Genomic DNA, 16,819 nt, shown 5'->3' with positions numbered 1-16,819 from the left:
TTAACCGATCCCGTTGGATTTGGCAGAATCGTAGGACTACTCGGGTAATGGTCTACCGGACTATTGTCGCAACAGCCCATATGGGACTAACGGTATCGCTGATTCCCAAAATCGGATCAGGAACATCCGATGACGATTGACGACCCCGACGCGATTGCATTGCGACCCACCGCCATCGGCGGAATCAGCCAGGAGAACGACTTTGAGGTCGTCTGGCGCGGCTTCCCGGTCGGCCGGATCATGAAGCAGGCGGACAGCCCGTACTGGTGGTGGGCGTGCACCGTGTATGGGCTGCCCTCGACCGCCAATGACCGTGGACAGGCCATCAACTACAAAGACTGTCAGCTTCGTTTCCGGCTAGCCTGGGCCAGGATCAGGCCGACGCTGACCGAGGAGATCATCCGGGCCGCCAAGCAGCATGTCCAGGATCTGCTGGAACAAGCGGCGGCGAAGGGCGCAGCGCCCAAGGCGCCCGAACCGCTTCAGGTGCTGGAGAACCATCGCGCCGCGCCCCGGCACCGGGTGCTGAAGGCAGGTTCCATCGAGTTCAACGGCGGCGTCATCGACTGCACCGTCCGGGATGTATCGAACACCGGTGCGGCCCTCGAAGTCGCCAGTCCGACGGGAGTCCCCGAAAGCTTCTGGTTGGTGTTACAGGGAGATCACACGCGCCGATATTGCCGGGTAGCTTGGCGCACGAACAAGCGGATCGGCGTCGCGTTCGACTGACGCCTTGCAAGATCAGAACGGCAATCCCATCAGCCGCGACAGCCGCTCGATGTTGAGAAGGCCCTGCTGATACGCCCACATCCCGATGCCGAACGCGACGGCTGAAATGACCGTGGTCCAGAGCAACTTTTTGCCCATCCGCGCCAGCACCGGCGCGCCGGGATCGGTGCCGGGCGCGCCGTCACCGTCCTCGTGCTGGCTGCGGACGCCGAACGGCAGCGTCACGAACAGCACGACCCACCAGAGCACGAAGTAGATCGCAAACGCGGTCGAGATGCTGTAGACCATCTGGTTCAGGCCTGTTCGATTTCGACGAGCGCGCCGGAAAAATCCTTCGGATGGAAGAACAGCACCGGTTTGCCGTGGGCGCCGATCTTCGGCACGCCGTCGCCGAGAACGCGCGCACCCTCGCTGATCAGCCTGTCGCGCGCCGCGATGATGTCGGGCACGTCGTAGCAGATGTGATGAATGCCGCCGTCGGCGTTGCGCTCGACGAATTTGGCGATCGGCGAAGCGTCGCCCAGCGGCTGGATGAACTCGATCTTGGTGTTGGGCAGCGTCACGAACACGGTGATGACGCCATGCTCCGGCAGCGGCACTGCGCCGGAGATTTCCGCGTTGAACGCACCGCCATAAATCTTCGCGGCCTTTTCGGCGTCCTTGACCGCGATCGCGACATGATTGAGCCGGCCCAGCATGCGTTCCTCCGAGACTAGATGCGGCGTTCAGCGTTAATCTGATCCGCCTGTTCAAACAAGTTCTCAATCCGCTTCAGATCGGCATCGAAGTAACGCTGCCGCTCTTTTCCGTTGGCCCCGCGCTGAATCTGGCGGGTCTGACACCCCAAGTCACTGGATATGAATCTCAGAACAGCATCTTCTAAATCACTCAAGCGGCTTGTCGGTGGCCTGGAATATAGCGCAAAGGCATATCGTGAATGGGCGCCAAGCACTGAACTCAACCTGATTGTCGCCTGACCGTGCCTCATGCCCTCCATCTGCGTCTCAAAGAAATAGAAATTGTGTCGACGCTGAATTTCCGCCAGATTCAAAACGCGGAAGCTGTTCCCCCTCAGAAATAGTTCGGTCTTCGCTTCAACGTCGCTACGCACCGTGTGGCTGCAGACAAAATGAAGTGCGAGGTCGGCTGCAAGCACCTGTGTCGCCCGGGCAGAGTTGGACCATTCCAACATAAAAAATGTCGCAAGGCCGACGCACAAGACCACGGAGGCGATGGCATGTTTGCCTCCAGCGATTCGCACTGCACTCACTCCTTGCGTTCAAACGGTCAGTACATGAACGAGGCAAATCGGCTTCTTGCCCCAGTGCTCGTTGATGACGGCCCGCACCGCGCGGCGCACCGATTCCGCGGTCGCGTCCGCATCGCGCCGCCGCGCCCGCGGCAGGTTCTCGACAGTGGACACCACCGTATCGAACACGATCTCGTCGATCACTTCACCGGCCGCATTCTTTTCGGGGATGCCGACCAGATCGACCTCGGGATCGTCGGCCAGTTCGCCCTTGTCGCTCATGGCGATCGCCACGAAGGCGCAGCCGGCAAATGCCATCCGGCGCCGCTCGACCACGGCGCGAGACTTTGAATCCTCCAGGATGTTACCATCCTTGTAGAGCCGCCCCGACGGCAGTTCATCGATGACTCCGGGATCGCCGGGCCCGAGCTTGACCAGATCGCCATTGCGGATGGTCAATACCTTTGGCACGCCGGCGGTGCGCGCCAGCTTGGCGTGCTCGGACAGATGCAGCGCCTCGCCATGGACCGGGATCAGGATCTGCGGGCGCACCCATGAGATCATGTCGCGCAGTTCGTCGCGGCGCGGATGGCCGGAGACGTGGACCAGATCGGTGCGGTCGGTGATAACCTCGATGCCCTGGGTGACCAGGCCGTTGATGATGGCGCCGACCGCCTTCTCGTTGCCGGGAATGGTGCGCGAGGAGAATATCACGCTGTCGCCCTTGTTCAGCGTCACCTGCGGATGATCATTGTTGGCAATCCGCGCCAGCGCTGCGCGCGCCTCGCCCTGGCTGCCGGTGCACAGCGCCAGCACCTTGTCCGCCGGAAAATGCCCGTAGTAATCGGCGCTGCGGAAATTCTGCACGCCGTCGAGATAGCCGGTTTCGCGCGCGACCTGCACCACGCGCTCCATGGCGCGGCCGACCACCACGACCTCGCGATCGGCGGCCTTCGCAGCATCCGCCACCGCCCTCACGCGCGCAACGTTGGAGGCAAAGGTCGTGACGGCAACCCGGCCCTTGGCCGCCTTCACCAGCTTGGCGATGGTGGCAGCAACCTCGGTTTCCGAAGGCGAGCGCCCTTCCCGCACCGCATTGGTGGAATCGCCGACCAGCGCCAGCACGCCGGCATCGCCGAGCTCGCGCAGCCGCCGCTCGTCGGTCGGCAGTCCGATGATCGGCGTCGGATCGATCTTCCAGTCGCCGGTGTGCAGCACGGTGCCGGCCGCGGTGTGGATGGCAAGCGCGTGCGATTCCGGGATCGAATGCGCGACCGGGATGAATTCGACGATGAACGGCCCGAGTTCGATCCGGCCCCCCGACGGCACCACCGTCACCGGGATTTTCGGCGGGTTACGCTCGGAGGCGCATTTGGCCTCGAACAACGCGGCGCTGAATTTGGTCGCGTAGATCTTGCACTGCAGTTTCGGCCAGAGGTCGATGATGGCGCCGAAATGATCTTCATGGGCGTGGGTCAGCACCAGCCCCATCAGATTCTTGCGCTCTTTCTCCAGGAAGCGGATGTCGGGCATGATCAGGTCGATACCCGGCAGGTGTTCCTCGTCGCCGAAGGAGACGCCGAGATCGACGGCGAGCCACGAGCGCTGCTGGCGATTGCCGAGCCCATAGATCGACAGGTTCATGCCGATCTCGCCGACGCCGCCGAGCGGCGCAAAGGTCAATTCATCCGGCCGCGCCATCAGGCTGCTCCTATCGACGCTGCCGTACCAAAATAGACTTCGCCGGTTGTAATCGGCATGCGCCTGCCGTCCGCGGTGCGGACGATGAGGCAACCGGCTTCATCGATCGTATCGAATGTGCCTTCCAGCTTTGCGGTTCCGGTCTGGATAGCCACCGGCTTGCCGACGCCAAAGGCACGCTCCAGCCACAGCTTACGAATCTCTCTAAAGCCGCGTCCGTTGTCCCAGATGCCGCAGAACTCGACCCAGGCCTCCGACAGCGCGGCGAAAAGCTCTTCACCGCTGACATGGACACCCAGCCCCGCCAGCGAAACGGCCGGCGTCGGCGTACCCTCCGGTGCTGCGATGATGTTGGTGCCAATTCCCGCCACGACGGCAAGTCTACCGTCCATCATGGCTTCAGCCTCCACCAGCAAGCCGCAAAGCTTCTGCCCGCGGACCAGAATGTCATTCGGCCATTTCAGGAGATATTGCAAACGATCCGATCCGGCCAGTCGAAGATTGGCCTCGACGCTGACACGCTGCAGCGCGGCTTCATGCGCCAGACCAAAGGCGAATCCCATGGTCGCCGCAACAGCGGGCGTAACATCCATCACCTCGAGCACGCTGCTGGCGAGATTGCCGCGCGGCGCGACCCAGGTGCGCTGCCGGCGTCCCCGTCCCGCCGTCTGCAGCGTGGTGACGAACCAGGTCGAGCCAGGCCCACCCCGGCGCGCATGCGCCATCGCTTCCGAATTGGTCGAACCGGCCTGATCGAAGGCGACGAGACGGTAGCCCGCCGCTATGGCCCTGGGTCCGAGCGAGAAAGTCATCCTGGAAACAGCGACTTCGCCGCCGTCGTGGCGACGCTGACCAGCGGCCCCGGATAGACGAAGAAGAAGATGTTGAAGATGCCCGCGACCGCCAGCACCGTGCGCAGCTCAATGCGCATCGGCTCGATCTCGCCGGTCGGCTCGTCGAAATACATCACCTTGATGATGGTCAGGTAATAGAACGCGCCCACGACGCTGGTCAGCACGCCGACGACGGCGAGCGTGAACAGGCCGGCCTTGATCGCGGCCACGAACACGTACCATTTGGCAAAGAAGCCCGCGAGCGGCGGAATGCCGGCCAGCGAGAACAGCAGCATGGCGAAGAAGAACGCCAGCAGCGGGTTGGTGCGCGACAGCCCTGAGAAATCGCTGATCTGCTCCATCGGCTGGCCGGCGCGCTTCATGGACAGGATCACGGCGAAGGTGCCGAGCGTCATCGCGACATAGATCGCGATATAGACCAGCACGCCCTGCGCGCCCTCCACCGTGCCGGAGGCCAGCCCGACCAGCGCAAAGCCCATATGGCCGATCGAGGAATAGGCCATCAGGCGCTTGATGTTCTTCTGCCCGATTGCGGCAAACGACCCCAGCGCCATCGAGGCGATGGCGACGAAGACGAGGATCTGCTGCCATTGCGGAACGATGCCGGGGAACGCGGTCAGCGTCACGCGGGTGAACACCGCCAGTGCCGCGACCTTCGGCGCCGAAGCAAAGAACGCCGTGACCGGCGTCGGCGCGCCCTCGTAGACGTCGGGCGTCCACATGTGGAACGGCACCGCAGAAACCTTGAAGCAGAGCCCGGCCAGCAGGAATACGAGGCCAAACACGATGCCGACGCTGCCCGTCTTCACCGCGGCGGCAATGCCGGCAAATTCGACCGTGCCGGTGAAGCCGTAGATCAGCGACGCGCCGTACAGCAGCATGCCCGACGACAATGCGCCGAGCACAAAGTACTTCAGACCGGCTTCGGTGGACTTGGCGTTGTCGCGGTTGGAGGCTGCGACCACGTAAAGCGCGAGACTCATCAGTTCGAGCCCGAGATAGAGCATGATCAGGTCTGCCGCCGAGATCAGCACCATCATGCCGAGTGTGGAGAGCAGCACCAGGATTGCATACTCGAAAATCCGCCGCGACGGATCGGACAGGAATTCCGTCGACAGGACCAGCGTCACCGCCGAGCCGATGATGGCGAGGATCTTCAGGAAGCGGGCAAAATCGTCGACGATGAAGCTGCCGCCGAAGGTCACGAGCTTCCCGGCCGGTAACATCAGCTCCAGCACGCCGACGACGACCAGCAGCACCACCGCGAGAGCTGTCACCGTCCGGGTCATTCCTTCGCCGCGATAGGCGCCCAGCATCAGGAGCGTCATGGCGCCGACGGCCAGCACCAGTTCCGGCAGCACCGGCAGCAACTGATAACCTGCACTTGAGAAGCTCATGGCTGCGGCCTTACTGGATCAGCGCGGCTGCCTTCACGGCAGTCACGGCGGCATTGTAATTGTTGACGAGTTGCTGAACCGAGGCCGCCGACATGTCGAGCACCGGCTTCGGGTAGACGCCGAACAGGATGGTCAGCGCCACCAGCGGGAACAGCAACAGGCTCTCGCGCCAGGTCAGGTCCTTGATGCTGGCCAGCGACGGCTTTGTCAGCGCCCCGAAAACGACTTTCCGGTAGAGCCACAGCGCATAGCCGGCGGACAGGATCACGCCCAGCGTGGCGAATGTCGCCGTCGGGATCGAGACCTTGAAGGTGCCGAGCAGCGTCATGAACTCGCCGACGAAGCCGCTCGTGCCGGGCAGCCCGACATTGGCCATGGTGAACACCATGAACACCAGCGCGTAGAGCGGCATCCGGTTGACGAGGCCGCCATAGGCCGCGATCTCGCGAGTATGCAGCCGGTCATAGATGATACCGACGCAGAGGAACAGCGCGCCGGAGACGATGCCGTGCGAGATCATCTGGAACACGCCGCCGGCCACGCCCTGCGTGGTGCCGGCGAAGATACCCATGGTGACGAATCCCATATGGGCCACTGACGAGTAGGCAATCAGCTTCTTGATGTCTTCCTGCATCAAGGCGACCAGCGAGGTGTAGATGATCGCAATCGCCGAAAGCGAGAAGATGATCCAGGCGAAATCGTGCGACGCCAGCGGGAACATCGGCAGCGAGAAGCGCAGGAAGCCGTAGCCGCCCATCTTCAGCATGATCGCGGCCAGGATCACCGAGCCCGCGGTCGGCGCCTCGACGTGGGCATCGGGAAGCCAGGTATGAACCGGCCACATCGGCATTTTCACTGCAAACGAAGCAAAGAACGCCAGCCACGCCCAGGTCTGCAGTGACCGCGGCACGGCGGTCGTCATCAGGGTCGGGATATCGGTGGTGCCGGCATTCCAGTACAGCGCCATGATGGCCAGCAGCATCAGCACCGAGCCGAGCAGCGTGTAGAGGAAGAACTTGAAGGACGCATAGACCCGGCGCGGGCCGCCCCAGACGCCGATGATCAGGAACATCGGGATCAGGCCGCCTTCGAAGAACAAATAGAACAGCACGAGATCCAGCGCCGAGAAGGTGCCGACCATCAGCGTTTCCAGCAGCAGGAACGCCATCATGTATTCGCGCACGCGCAACGTGATCGATTTCCAGCTCGCGACGATGCAGAACGGCATCAGGGCGGTGGTGAGGATCACGAACGGCAGCGAAATGCCGTCGACACCCATGTGATAGTTGATGCCGCTGGCGAGCCAGCTCGCCTTTTCGACGAACTGGAAGTCTGCGCTCGAGGCATCGAAGCGCCAGACCAGGATCAGCGACACCGCAAAGGTAACCAGCGTGGTCCACAGCGCGATCCAGCGCGCGTTGCGCCGCGCGGCCTCGTCGTCGCCGCGGATAAGATAGATCGCCAGCGCGCCGATGACCGGCAGGAAGGTGACGACCGACAGGATGGGCCAGGTTGTCATTACTGGCCTCCCAAGCCGAACATGAACCAGGTGATCAACCCTGCGACACCGATCAGCATCGCAAAGGCGTAGTGATAGAGATAGCCGGTCTGGACCTTCACCACATTGCGGGTGACATCGAGCACCCGCGCCGAAACGCCATCCGGGCCGAAGCCGTCGATGACGAAGCCGTCGCCCTTTTTCCAGAGCGTGTAGCCGAGCCACTTCGCCGGGCGGACGAAGATGACATCGTACAACTCGTCAAAGTACCATTTGTTGAGCAGGAACTGGTAGAGCATCTGGTGCTGGTTGGCGAGTTCGACCGGGATGTACGGCCGGCGGATGTAGAACAGCCACGACACCAGGAAGCCCAGCACCATCATCACCGTCGGCAGGTAGGCGATTGCCGCCGGAATATGGTGCATCTCCTCGATGATGCCTGGCTTCATCTTCAGGGACTCGCGGAAGAACTCTTCCACGCCATGGCCTGCGAACAATTCCTTGAACGGGAAGCCGGCCAGGATCGATCCGGCGGCGAGAATCCCGATCGGCACCAGCATCCACATCGGCGCCTCGTGGGCGGCCTCGTAGTGATGCCGGTCGTGCGGCTCGCCGTGGAACGTCTTGAAGATCAGGCGCCAGGAATAGAACGAGGTCAGGCCCGCCGCGATCACGGTCATCGCGAAGCCGTAGAACGCAAACGGGTTATGCGAGACGTAAGCCGACTCGATGATCGCGTCCTTGGAGAAGTAGCCGGCGGTCAGCGGGAAGCCGGTCAGCGCCAGCGTGCCGATCACCATCACGCTGTAGGTGTAGGGGATCTTGTCCTTCAGCCCACCCATGTTCCGGATGTCCTGCTCGTGGTGCATCGCGTAGATCACCGAGCCCGAGCCCAAGAACAGCAGCGCCTTGAAGAAGGCGTGCGTGAACAGATGGAACATGCCGACCGAATAGGCCCCGGCCCCCATCGCCACGAACATGTAGCCGAGCTGCGAACAGGTCGAATAGGCCACGATGCGCTTGATGTCGTTCTGAACCAGGCCGATGGTGGCGGCAAAGAACGCCGTGGTCGCGCCGAAGAACATCACGACGGCCTGCGCATTGGGCGCTAGCTCGAACAGCGGCGACAAGCGCGCCACCATGAACACGCCGGCGGTGACCATGGTCGCGGCGTGGATCAGCGCCGACACGGGCGTCGGGCCTTCCATCGCGTCCGGCAACCAGGTGTGCAGCAGGAATTGCGCGGACTTGCCCATCGCGCCCATGAACAGCAGCAGGCAGATCAGCGTCAGTGCGTCCGCGTGCCAGCCGAAGAAGTCGATGGTCTTGCCTTGCAGACTCTGCGCGCCGGCGAAGATCGTCTCGAAATCGGTGGTCTTGAGCAGCATGTAGACGGCGAAAATGCCGAGCGCAAAGCCGAAATCGCCGACGCGGTTGACCACGAAGGCCTTGATCGCGGCCGCATTCGCGGAAGGTTTCTGGTACCAGAAGCCGATCAAGAGGTAGCTGGCGAGACCGACGCCTTCCCAGCCGAAGAACAGCTGGACCAGGTTGTCCGCGGTCACCAGCATCAGCATCGCGAAGGTAAACAGGCTGAGATAGCCGAAGAAGCGCGGCCGGTTCGGGTCCTCGTCCATGTAGCCGATGGAATAGAGGTGCACGAGGGATGAGACGGTGTTGACCACCACCAGCATCACGGCGGTCAGCGTATCGACGCGGAGTGCCCACGATATCTGCAGATCGCCCGAATTGATCCAGGGGAGCAACGTGATCCTGTAATCGTGGTGCATGAAGCCGACATCGACCAGCGTCACCCAGGACAATGCCGCGGCAACCAACAGCAGCCCCGTCGTGATCAGTTCGGCCGCGCGCGAGCCCTGCGCCGGCGGCTCCGAGACGTGGTGGTCGTCGTGGCCGTGAGCATCGTGGCCATGATCGTCATGAACAGCGGCGGCGTGCGCATGACCGCCGTGCCCATGGTCGTGATGCTCGACCTCGTCGCCGCTCGGGTGGCGCGCATGCGCCCCGAACAGCGCGATCAGGCCGGCCAGAATGGCGCCCAGCAGCGGCAGAAAGACGATTGCCTGAACCATAGCTGCGTTAGCCCTTCATCAGATTGACGTCTTCAACCGCGATCGAGCCGCGGTTGCGGAAGTACACGACCAGCACCGCCAGGCCGATCGCAGCTTCCGCGGCGGCCACCGTCAGCACCAGCAGCGCAAACACCTGGCCGACGATGTCCCCAAGGAAGGTCGAGAACGCGACGAGGTTGATGTTGACGGCGAGCAGGATCAGCTCGATCGACATCAGGATGACGATGATGTTCTTGCGGTTCAGGAAGATGCCGAGGATCCCGAGCGTGAACAGGATGGCGCCGACCGCGAGATAGTGCCCCAGACCGATCGTCATTTCACCCACTCCGCCGCGTCTGCATCCTGCAGGCCCTGCCCCGACGCCACCTTGCGGATGGCCATCGCCAGTTCCGGCGTCCGCGCGTTCTGCACGTTGATGTCCTGCCGTTTGACCTTGGCCTTGTGGCGCAGCGTCAGCACGATGGCGCCGATCATGGCGACCAGGAGCACCATGCCGGCGATCTGGAAGTAGTGGATGTACTTCGTATAGAGCACCAGCCCGAGCGCCTCGGTATTGCTGACATTGGTCGGGATCGCCGCGGTGATCTGCTTGGTCACGGTCGGGTTGATCGCCCAGCCGCCGACCACGAGCAGCAGCTCGAACATGAAGATACCGCCGATGACGAGGCCGATCGGCAGGTACTGCATGAAGCCTTCGCGCAGCTCGACGAAGTCGACGTCGAGCATCATGATCACGAACAGGAACAGCACCGCGACCGCGCCGACATAGACCACGATCAGCATCATGCCGAGGAATTCGGCGCCCATCAGGATGAACAGGCCGGAAGCGTTGACGAACGCCAGAATGAGATACAGCACCGAGTGCACGGGATTGCGCGACACAATCACCATGACAGCCGACGCCACGCAGATGCTGGCGAACAGGTAGAAGAACAGCGCCGGAAGGATCATGCCCTCACCTCACCGGTACGGCGCGTCGAGTTCGATCGATTTTGCAATCTCGCGCTCCCAGCGGTCGCCATTGGCGAGCAGTTTCGCCTTGTCATAATAGAGTTCCTCACGGGTCTCGGTCGCGAATTCGAAATTCGGTCCCTCGACGATCGCATCGACCGGGCAGGCCTCCTGGCACAGGCCGCAATAGATGCATTTCACCATGTCGATGTCGTAGCGCACGGTGCGGCGGGTGCCGTCGTTGCGGCGCGGACCGGCCTCGATCGTGATCGCCTGCGCCGGGCAGATCGCCTCGCACAGCTTGCAGGCGATGCAGCGTTCCTCGCCGTTCGGATAGCGGCGCAGCGCGTGCTCCCCACGAAAGCGCGGCGAGATCGGGCCCTTCTCGAACGGATAGTTCAGCGTCGGCTTCGGCTTGAAGAAATACCGCATGGCGAGAAAGAACGCCGATACGAATTCGGTCAGGAGAAGCGCCCGGGCCGTTGCGTTGATGTTGACGCTCATAGCAACCTCACTTCGGCGCGATGCCGGCGAATTGCAGCACGCCGGCCACAATCACCACCATCGCCAGCGACAACGGCAGGAATACTTTCCAGCCGAGTCGCATCAGTTGGTCGTAGCGGTAGCGCGGCACGATCGCCTTCGCCATCGCGATCAGGAAGAACATGAAGAACAGTTTCAGCGCGAACCACACCGCGCCCGGGACCCAGTTGAACGGCGGCAGATCCACCGGCGGCAGCCAGCCGCCGAGGAACAGGATCGTCGCCAGCGCGCACATCGTGGTGATCGCGACATATTCGCCGAGCATGAACAGCAGATACGGCGTCGAGCCGTATTCGACCATGAAGCCCGCGACCAGTTCGGATTCCGCTTCCACCAGGTCGAACGGCGGACGGTTGGTCTCGGCGAGCGCCGAGACGTAGAACACCACGAACATCGGGAACAGCGGCCACACATACCAGTTCAGGATGGTGAGCTGTGGCAGGCCGATCAGGTTGGCGAGGCCACGCGTGTTCTGCGCTTCCACAATGGCCGAAAGGTTGAGCGTACCGGCGCACAGCAGCACCGTGATGATGACGAAGCCAATCGAGACTTCGTAGGACACCATCTGCGCCGCCGAGCGAAGTGCTGCCAGGAACGGATATTTCGAGTTCGACGACCAGCCGGCCATGATGATGCCGTAGATCGACAGCGACGATATCGCGAAGATATAGAGCACGCCGACATTGATGTCGGAGATCACCCAGCCGAGATCCATCGGGATCACGGCCCAGGCGGCCAGCGCCAGCACGCAGGACACCAGCGGCGCCAGCAGGAACACGCCCTTGTTGGAGCCGGACGGGATGATCGGCTCCTTCAGCACGAACTTGAGCAGATCGGCGAAGGATTGCAGCAGGCCCCACGGGCCGACCACGTTGGGGCCGCGGCGGATCTGCACCGCCGCCCAGATCTTGCGGTCGGCGAGCAGGATGTAGGCGATCGCGACCAGCAGCACGACGAGCAGTAGGACGCTCTGCGCGACCATCACGATCAGCGGCCAGAGAAAGCCGGTCCAGAACGGGCTTGCGAAGAAATCAGCCATCAGTTCATGCTCACTCTGCTGCCGTCAGCATTCGACCGGCCGCCAGCCGGGAGCATTCCGCCATGACAGCGGAGGCCCGCGCGATCGGGTTGGTCAGATAGAAATCCTCGACGGACGATTTCAGCGGGGTCTTGTCGACCTTGCCGCCTTTGCCGGCCAACGCATTGACGTCGCCGGCCTTGCCGGGCTCGATCTGGTCGATCCGCATCAGATGCGGCGCGGCCTTGAACAGCGCCTGGCGCAGCGCCTGCAGGGAATCATAGGGCAGCTTCTTGCCGAGCACGTCGGAGAGCGCGCGGATGATCGCCCAGTCCTCGCGCGCCTCGCCGGGCGGGAACGCCGCGCGGGCCGCGATCTGCGCCCGGCCCTCGGTGTTGACGTAGAGGCCGGATTTTTCGGTATAGGCCGCGCCCGGCAGGATGACGTCGGCGCGGTGCGCGCCGCGGTCGCCGTGGGTGCCGATATAGACCACGAACGTGCCGTCAGGCACCTTCACGTCATCCGCGCCGAGCAGGAACAGAACGTCCATCGTGCCGAACGTCGTCATCTGCGCAAGGGTGAGGCCGCCGGCTCCCGTCCCAAAACCGATATCGAGCGCACCGACGCGCGAGGCGGTGTCGTGCAGCACGGCAAAACCGTTCCAGCCGTCCTTCAGCGCGCCTGTGCCCGTGGCGATCTTGGCGGCGAGCGCCAGCACCGCCGCGCCGTCGTGCCGCGACAGCGAACCGGCGCCGACGAGCACGATCGGGTTCTTGGCACCCTTCAGCACATCGATAAAGGAATGCTTGCCGCTGGCGAGGTCGGTCAGCGTATCCGTGCCCGCGCCGAGATAATCGTAATCATAGGTGAGATCGGCGTTGGGGCCGATGACGCCGACCTTGAGCTGGCCGGTGCGCCAGCGCTTGCGAATCCGCGCGTTGAGCACGGCGGCTTCCCGTCGCGGATTGGAGCCGATGATCAGCAGCGCGTCGGCCTGCTCGATCCCGGCGATGGTCGGATTGAAGATATAGCTGGCGCGGCCGAGCGCAGGATCGAAGGCATCGCCGCCCTGCACCGCCAGATTGGAAGAACCGCACTTCGACAGCAATTCCTTCAGCGCGAACATTTCCTCGACCGCGGCGAGATCGCCGGCGATCGCCCCAATGCGTTTGCCGTCGATGCGGGCGGTCTTGGCCGCAATGGCCGCAAAGGCCTCCGGCCAGGACGCGGCGCGCAGCTTGCCGGCTTCGCGGACATACGGCCGGTCGAGCCGCTGCGTCCGCAGCCCGTCGACGACGTGACGGGTCTTGTCGGAAATCCACTCCTCGTTCACCGCCTCGTTGATGCGCGGCAGGATCCGCATCACCTCGCGGCCGCGGGTATCGACGCGGATCGCCGAGCCCACGCCGTCCATGACGTCGATCGACTGCGTCTTGCCGAGCTCCCACGGGCGCGCGGCGAATGCGTAAGGCTTCGAAGTCAGCGCGCCCACCGGGCAGATATCGACGAGGTTGCCCTGCAGTTCGGAGGTCAGCGCCTGCTCCAGATAGGTCGTGATCTCCATGTCCTCGCCGCGGCCGGTGGCGCCCATCTCCGGCGCGCCGGCGACTTCGGCGGAGAAGCGGACGCAGCGCGTGCACTGGATGCAGCGGTTCATCGAGGTCTTGACCAGCGCGCCGAGATATTTGTCCTCGACGGCGCGCTTGTTTTCGGCGAAGCGCGAGGTGTCGACGCCGTAGCCCATCGCCTGGTCCTGCAGGTCGCATTCGCCGCCCTGGTCGCAGATCGGGCAATCCAGCGGATGGTTGATCAGCAAAAACTCCATCACGCCTTCGCGCGCCTTCTTGACCATCGGCGAACGCGTCGAGATTTCCGGCGGCTCGCCCTTCGGGCCCGGCCGACAATCGCGCACGCCCCAGGCGCAGCTCGCGACCGGCTTCGGGCCGCCCTTCACTTCCACCAGGCACATCCGGCAATTGCCGGCGATCGACAGCCGCTCGTGGTAGCAGAAGCGCGGGATTTCGGCGCCGGCGGCCTCGCAGGCCTGCAGCAGCGTGTATTCCGCGGGGACATCGATCTCTTTGCCGTCGATGATGAGTTTGGTCATTGCGGTCTCAGGTCTTTCCCAGCTTGCAGTCTGGCGGTGTAACGCTGGCGGTCTTCAGCGACGCCTTGACCCATTGCTGGGTCTCGGCGCCGTAGGTGGCGAGCCAGGCCGGCTGCGCCACGTTCTTCTCACAGAGGAACGGCAGATGCGGCTTCAGGTCGTAATCGCAGGAGGCCAGCCACTCGCGCTTTCCAGCGAACGCGCTGATGGCTTCTTCGCAGGAATAGAGAAAGTAGGTGACAAAACTCTCGTACTGCACCTGCTCGTCGCGGCCGGCCGCCTTGATCTTCTCGTAGTCGGGCTGCGCGAATCTCGGGTTCTTGAACGCCAGATCCGTGTAGCCCAGAAACGCAGCCCGCGCGCTCGACGCGCGGTTGTTGGTGCGGATCTCGTTGATCTGGATCAGAATCGCAACAAAGCCGAGCAGCGCCACGGCCGCCTGCGCCATCTGCGCCAGCGTCCCGTATCTCTGCCACCAGAAGCTCGGTTGCGAAATTGTCATCTCTACTCCGCCGCGACCATGTTCACGGGATCGCGCACGCCGATATCGTCGATGTCGGCCTTGTGCGAATACTCGGAGATCCGCGCCTCGATCTCGTGACGGAAATGCGCGATCAGGCCCTGGATCGGCCACGCCGCCGCGTCGCCGAGCGCACAGATGGTGTGGCCTTCGACCTGCTTGGTCACTTCCAGCAGCATGTCGATCTCGCGCTTGTGGGCGCGGCCGTCGGCCATGCGCGTCAGCACGCGCCACATCCAGCCGGTGCCTTCGCGGCACGGCGTGCACTGGCCGCAGCTCTCGTGCTTGTAGAAATAGGAAATGCGCGCGATCGCCCGGATCAGGTCGGTCGACTTGTCCATCACGATCACCGCGGCGGTGCCGAGGCCGGAACGGAGCTTGCCGAGGCTGTCAAAATCCATCGGCGTGTCGATGATCTGCTCGGCCGGCACCATGCGCACCGACGAGCCGCCCGGAATCACCGCCTTCAGATTGTCCCAGCCGCCGCGAATGCCGCCGCAATGCCGCTCGATCAATTCGCGGAACGGAATCCCCATCGCCTCTTCGACGTTGCAGGGGCGCTCGACATGGCCGGAAACGCAAAACAGCTTGGTGCCGACATTGTTCGGCCGGCCGATCGCGGCGAACCACGCCGCACCGCGCCGCAGGATGTCGGGCGCGACCGCGATGGATTCGACGTTGTTGACCGTGGTCGGGCAGCCATAGAGGCCGACATTGGCCGGGAATGGCGGCTTCAGCCGCGGCTGGCCCTTCTTGCCTTCGAGGGACTCCAGGAGCGCGGTCTCTTCACCGCAGATATAAGCGCCGGCGCCATGCGCGACATAGATATCGAACGGCCAGCCGTTGATATTGTCCTTGCCGACCAGCTTTGCGTCATAGGCCTGGTCGATCGCGGCCTGCAGATGCTCGCGCTCGCGGATGAATTCGCCGCGCACATAGATGTAGCAGACATGCGCGTTCATCGCGAAACTGGCGAGCAGACAGCCCTCGACCAACAGATGCGGATCGTGCCGCATGATCTCGCGGTCCTTGCAGGTACCGGGCTCGGACTCGTCGGCGTTGACGACCAGATAGCTTGGCCGGCCGTCGGTCGATTCCTTGGGCATGAACGACCATTTCAGCCCGGTCGGGAATCCCGCCCCGCCGCGGCCGCGCAGGCCGGAGGCCTTCATCTCGTTGATGATCCAGTCACGGCCCTTGTCGATGATCGCTTTCGTGCCGTCCCACGCCCCCCGGCGGCGCGCGCCCTCCAGCCCCCAGTCGTGGAGCCCGTAGAGGTTCTTGAAGATGCGATCCTTGTCGTCGAGCATGACTTGAATTTCCCGGGATCAACGATTGGATTGCGCGTAGGCGAGGCCCGCGGCGCATCCGCCGAAGGTGATCGCCCACAGCAGGCTGGATTCGAGGGTTGCGTTCAACCCGTAACGCTGCAGCAGGAAGATGAATGCGGCCGCTGCAACGGTGTGCATGGCGATATAGCGCCAGTTCTTCATCGCGCTGACCCCTCCCTGCCCGATCGCGGGCCATGTGCCGTTACGCGTCATGTGGTTTCCTTCAGCGTCGTCGGTCCGCCCACCGGCGCCGAGAACTGACGGTCGATTTGCGGGCCCGGCTTCGGCGGATTGCCGGACGCAAAGCCGTCCAGCACCTTGCCAAAGCTTTCCTTGGTCAGGTCCTCGTAGGTGTCCTTCCAGATCTGCACCATCGGCGCATTCACGCAGGCGCCCAGGCACTCGACCTCTTCCCAGCTGAAATTACCGTCCTTCGAAAGTTCGAAGGGATCGTGATGAATGCGGTGCTGGCACACCTCGATCAGATCGCCGGCGCCGCGCAGGCGGCAGGGCGTGGTGCCACAGACCTGCACATGGGCCTTCTTGCCGACCGGCTGCAGCTGAAACATCGTGTAGAAGGTCGCCACTTCCAGCACGCGAATGTAGGGCATCTCCAGCAGGTCAGCGACAGCGCGGATCGCGGCTTCCGACACCCATCCCTCGTGCTGTTCCTGCACGCGCCACAGGATCGCGATCACCGCGGACGCCTGCCGGCCCGGCGGATATTTTGCGATCTGCGCCTTGGCCCAGGCGAGGTTCTCATCCGAGAACGTAAAGCTCGCGGGCTGCAATTCCTTCGGTGCGAGGCGGCGGACGGACATCGTTTAG

The 16,819-nt window shown here is 63.3% G+C and carries 18 protein-coding genes; 1 reads left to right on the top strand and 17 read right to left on the bottom strand.

Features of this window, described 5'->3' with window-relative positions; genetic code table 11:
* The first annotated feature begins 129 nt into the window (after positions 1-129).
* The gene (locus QUH67_RS34970; protein ID WP_407080437.1) at positions 130-729 is read left to right on the top strand and encodes a PilZ domain-containing protein; all 600 of its coding nucleotides are present in this window, start codon (positions 130-132) and stop codon (positions 727-729) included.
* 12 nt (positions 730-741) lie between these two features.
* On the opposite strand, the gene QUH67_RS16465 is transcribed toward QUH67_RS34970, so the two are convergent.
* The 17 genes from QUH67_RS16465 to nuoE are packed head-to-tail and all read right to left on the bottom strand — an operon-like array spanning position 742 to position 16,812.
* On the bottom strand, positions 742-1,017 hold the full coding sequence (locus tag QUH67_RS16465) for a DUF1467 family protein (RefSeq protein ID WP_300947710.1): 276 nt from the start codon (positions 1,015-1,017) through the stop codon (positions 742-744).
* A gap of 5 nt (positions 1,018-1,022) precedes the next feature.
* Positions 1,023-1,427, bottom strand: a complete 405-nt coding sequence (mce, locus tag QUH67_RS16460; protein ID WP_300947709.1) for a methylmalonyl-CoA epimerase — start codon at positions 1,425-1,427, stop codon at positions 1,023-1,025.
* Between the two features lie 14 nt (positions 1,428-1,441).
* On the bottom strand, positions 1,442-1,990 hold the full coding sequence (locus tag QUH67_RS16455) for a hypothetical protein (protein ID WP_300947708.1): 549 nt from the start codon (positions 1,988-1,990) through the stop codon (positions 1,442-1,444).
* Between the two features lie 18 nt (positions 1,991-2,008).
* Positions 2,009-3,679 (bottom strand): ribonuclease J, encoded by a 1,671-nt coding sequence (locus QUH67_RS16450; RefSeq protein WP_300947707.1) that lies wholly within the window; start codon positions 3,677-3,679, stop codon positions 2,009-2,011.
* A complete protein-coding gene (locus tag QUH67_RS16445) occupies positions 3,679-4,491 on the bottom strand; it encodes a biotin--[acetyl-CoA-carboxylase] ligase (protein WP_300947706.1) in 813 nt (270 codons plus the stop codon). Before QUH67_RS16445 ends, QUH67_RS16450 begins: the two co-directional genes overlap by 1 nt.
* On the bottom strand, positions 4,488-5,930 hold the full coding sequence (gene nuoN, locus QUH67_RS16440) for an NADH-quinone oxidoreductase subunit NuoN (RefSeq protein ID WP_300947705.1): 1,443 nt from the start codon (positions 5,928-5,930) through the stop codon (positions 4,488-4,490). Before nuoN ends, QUH67_RS16445 begins: the two co-directional genes overlap by 4 nt.
* A gap of 10 nt (positions 5,931-5,940) precedes the next feature.
* The gene (locus tag QUH67_RS16435) at positions 5,941-7,449 is read right to left on the bottom strand and encodes an NADH-quinone oxidoreductase subunit M (RefSeq protein ID WP_300947704.1); all 1,509 of its coding nucleotides are present in this window, start codon (positions 7,447-7,449) and stop codon (positions 5,941-5,943) included.
* The gene (gene nuoL, locus QUH67_RS16430) at positions 7,449-9,521 is read right to left on the bottom strand and encodes an NADH-quinone oxidoreductase subunit L (RefSeq protein ID WP_300947703.1); all 2,073 of its coding nucleotides are present in this window, start codon (positions 9,519-9,521) and stop codon (positions 7,449-7,451) included. Before nuoL ends, QUH67_RS16435 begins: the two co-directional genes overlap by 1 nt.
* Before the next feature lie 7 nt (positions 9,522-9,528).
* On the bottom strand, positions 9,529-9,837 hold the full coding sequence (gene nuoK, locus QUH67_RS16425) for an NADH-quinone oxidoreductase subunit NuoK (protein ID WP_171581897.1): 309 nt from the start codon (positions 9,835-9,837) through the stop codon (positions 9,529-9,531).
* The gene (locus QUH67_RS16420; RefSeq protein ID WP_300947702.1) at positions 9,834-10,472 is read right to left on the bottom strand and encodes an NADH-quinone oxidoreductase subunit J; all 639 of its coding nucleotides are present in this window, start codon (positions 10,470-10,472) and stop codon (positions 9,834-9,836) included. The genes nuoK and QUH67_RS16420 overlap by 4 nt, the downstream gene beginning before the upstream one ends.
* Before the next feature lie 9 nt (positions 10,473-10,481).
* On the bottom strand, positions 10,482-10,976 hold the full coding sequence (nuoI, locus tag QUH67_RS16415; RefSeq protein WP_300947701.1) for an NADH-quinone oxidoreductase subunit NuoI: 495 nt from the start codon (positions 10,974-10,976) through the stop codon (positions 10,482-10,484).
* 7 nt (positions 10,977-10,983) lie between these two features.
* The gene (gene nuoH, locus QUH67_RS16410) at positions 10,984-12,054 is read right to left on the bottom strand and encodes an NADH-quinone oxidoreductase subunit NuoH (protein ID WP_300947700.1); all 1,071 of its coding nucleotides are present in this window, start codon (positions 12,052-12,054) and stop codon (positions 10,984-10,986) included.
* Between the two features lie 10 nt (positions 12,055-12,064).
* Positions 12,065-14,140 (bottom strand): NADH-quinone oxidoreductase subunit NuoG, encoded by a 2,076-nt coding sequence (gene nuoG / locus QUH67_RS16405; protein WP_300947699.1) that lies wholly within the window; start codon positions 14,138-14,140, stop codon positions 12,065-12,067.
* A 7-nt stretch (positions 14,141-14,147) separates the two neighbouring features.
* Positions 14,148-14,642: a hypothetical protein gene (locus QUH67_RS16400; protein WP_300947698.1), complete on the bottom strand. Its 495-nt coding sequence runs from the start codon at positions 14,640-14,642 to the stop codon at positions 14,148-14,150.
* Between the two features lie 2 nt (positions 14,643-14,644).
* The gene (nuoF, locus tag QUH67_RS16395) at positions 14,645-15,970 is read right to left on the bottom strand and encodes an NADH-quinone oxidoreductase subunit NuoF (RefSeq protein ID WP_300947697.1); all 1,326 of its coding nucleotides are present in this window, start codon (positions 15,968-15,970) and stop codon (positions 14,645-14,647) included.
* An 18-nt stretch (positions 15,971-15,988) separates the two neighbouring features.
* On the bottom strand, positions 15,989-16,204 hold the full coding sequence (locus QUH67_RS16390) for a hypothetical protein (RefSeq protein ID WP_300947696.1): 216 nt from the start codon (positions 16,202-16,204) through the stop codon (positions 15,989-15,991).
* Complete coding sequence (nuoE, locus tag QUH67_RS16385; RefSeq protein WP_300947695.1) at positions 16,201-16,812, bottom strand: NADH-quinone oxidoreductase subunit NuoE; 612 nt, start codon at positions 16,810-16,812, stop codon at positions 16,201-16,203. Before nuoE ends, QUH67_RS16390 begins: the two co-directional genes overlap by 4 nt.
* Between the last annotated feature and the right edge of the window lie 7 nt (positions 16,813-16,819).

It is taken from the genome of Bradyrhizobium roseum, from assembly GCF_030413175.1.
Classification (GTDB): domain Bacteria; phylum Pseudomonadota; class Alphaproteobacteria; order Rhizobiales; family Xanthobacteraceae; genus Bradyrhizobium; species Bradyrhizobium roseum.
Note: the sequence above shows the minus strand (reverse complement) of the source record. Positions and strands in the feature narration are given on the sequence as shown.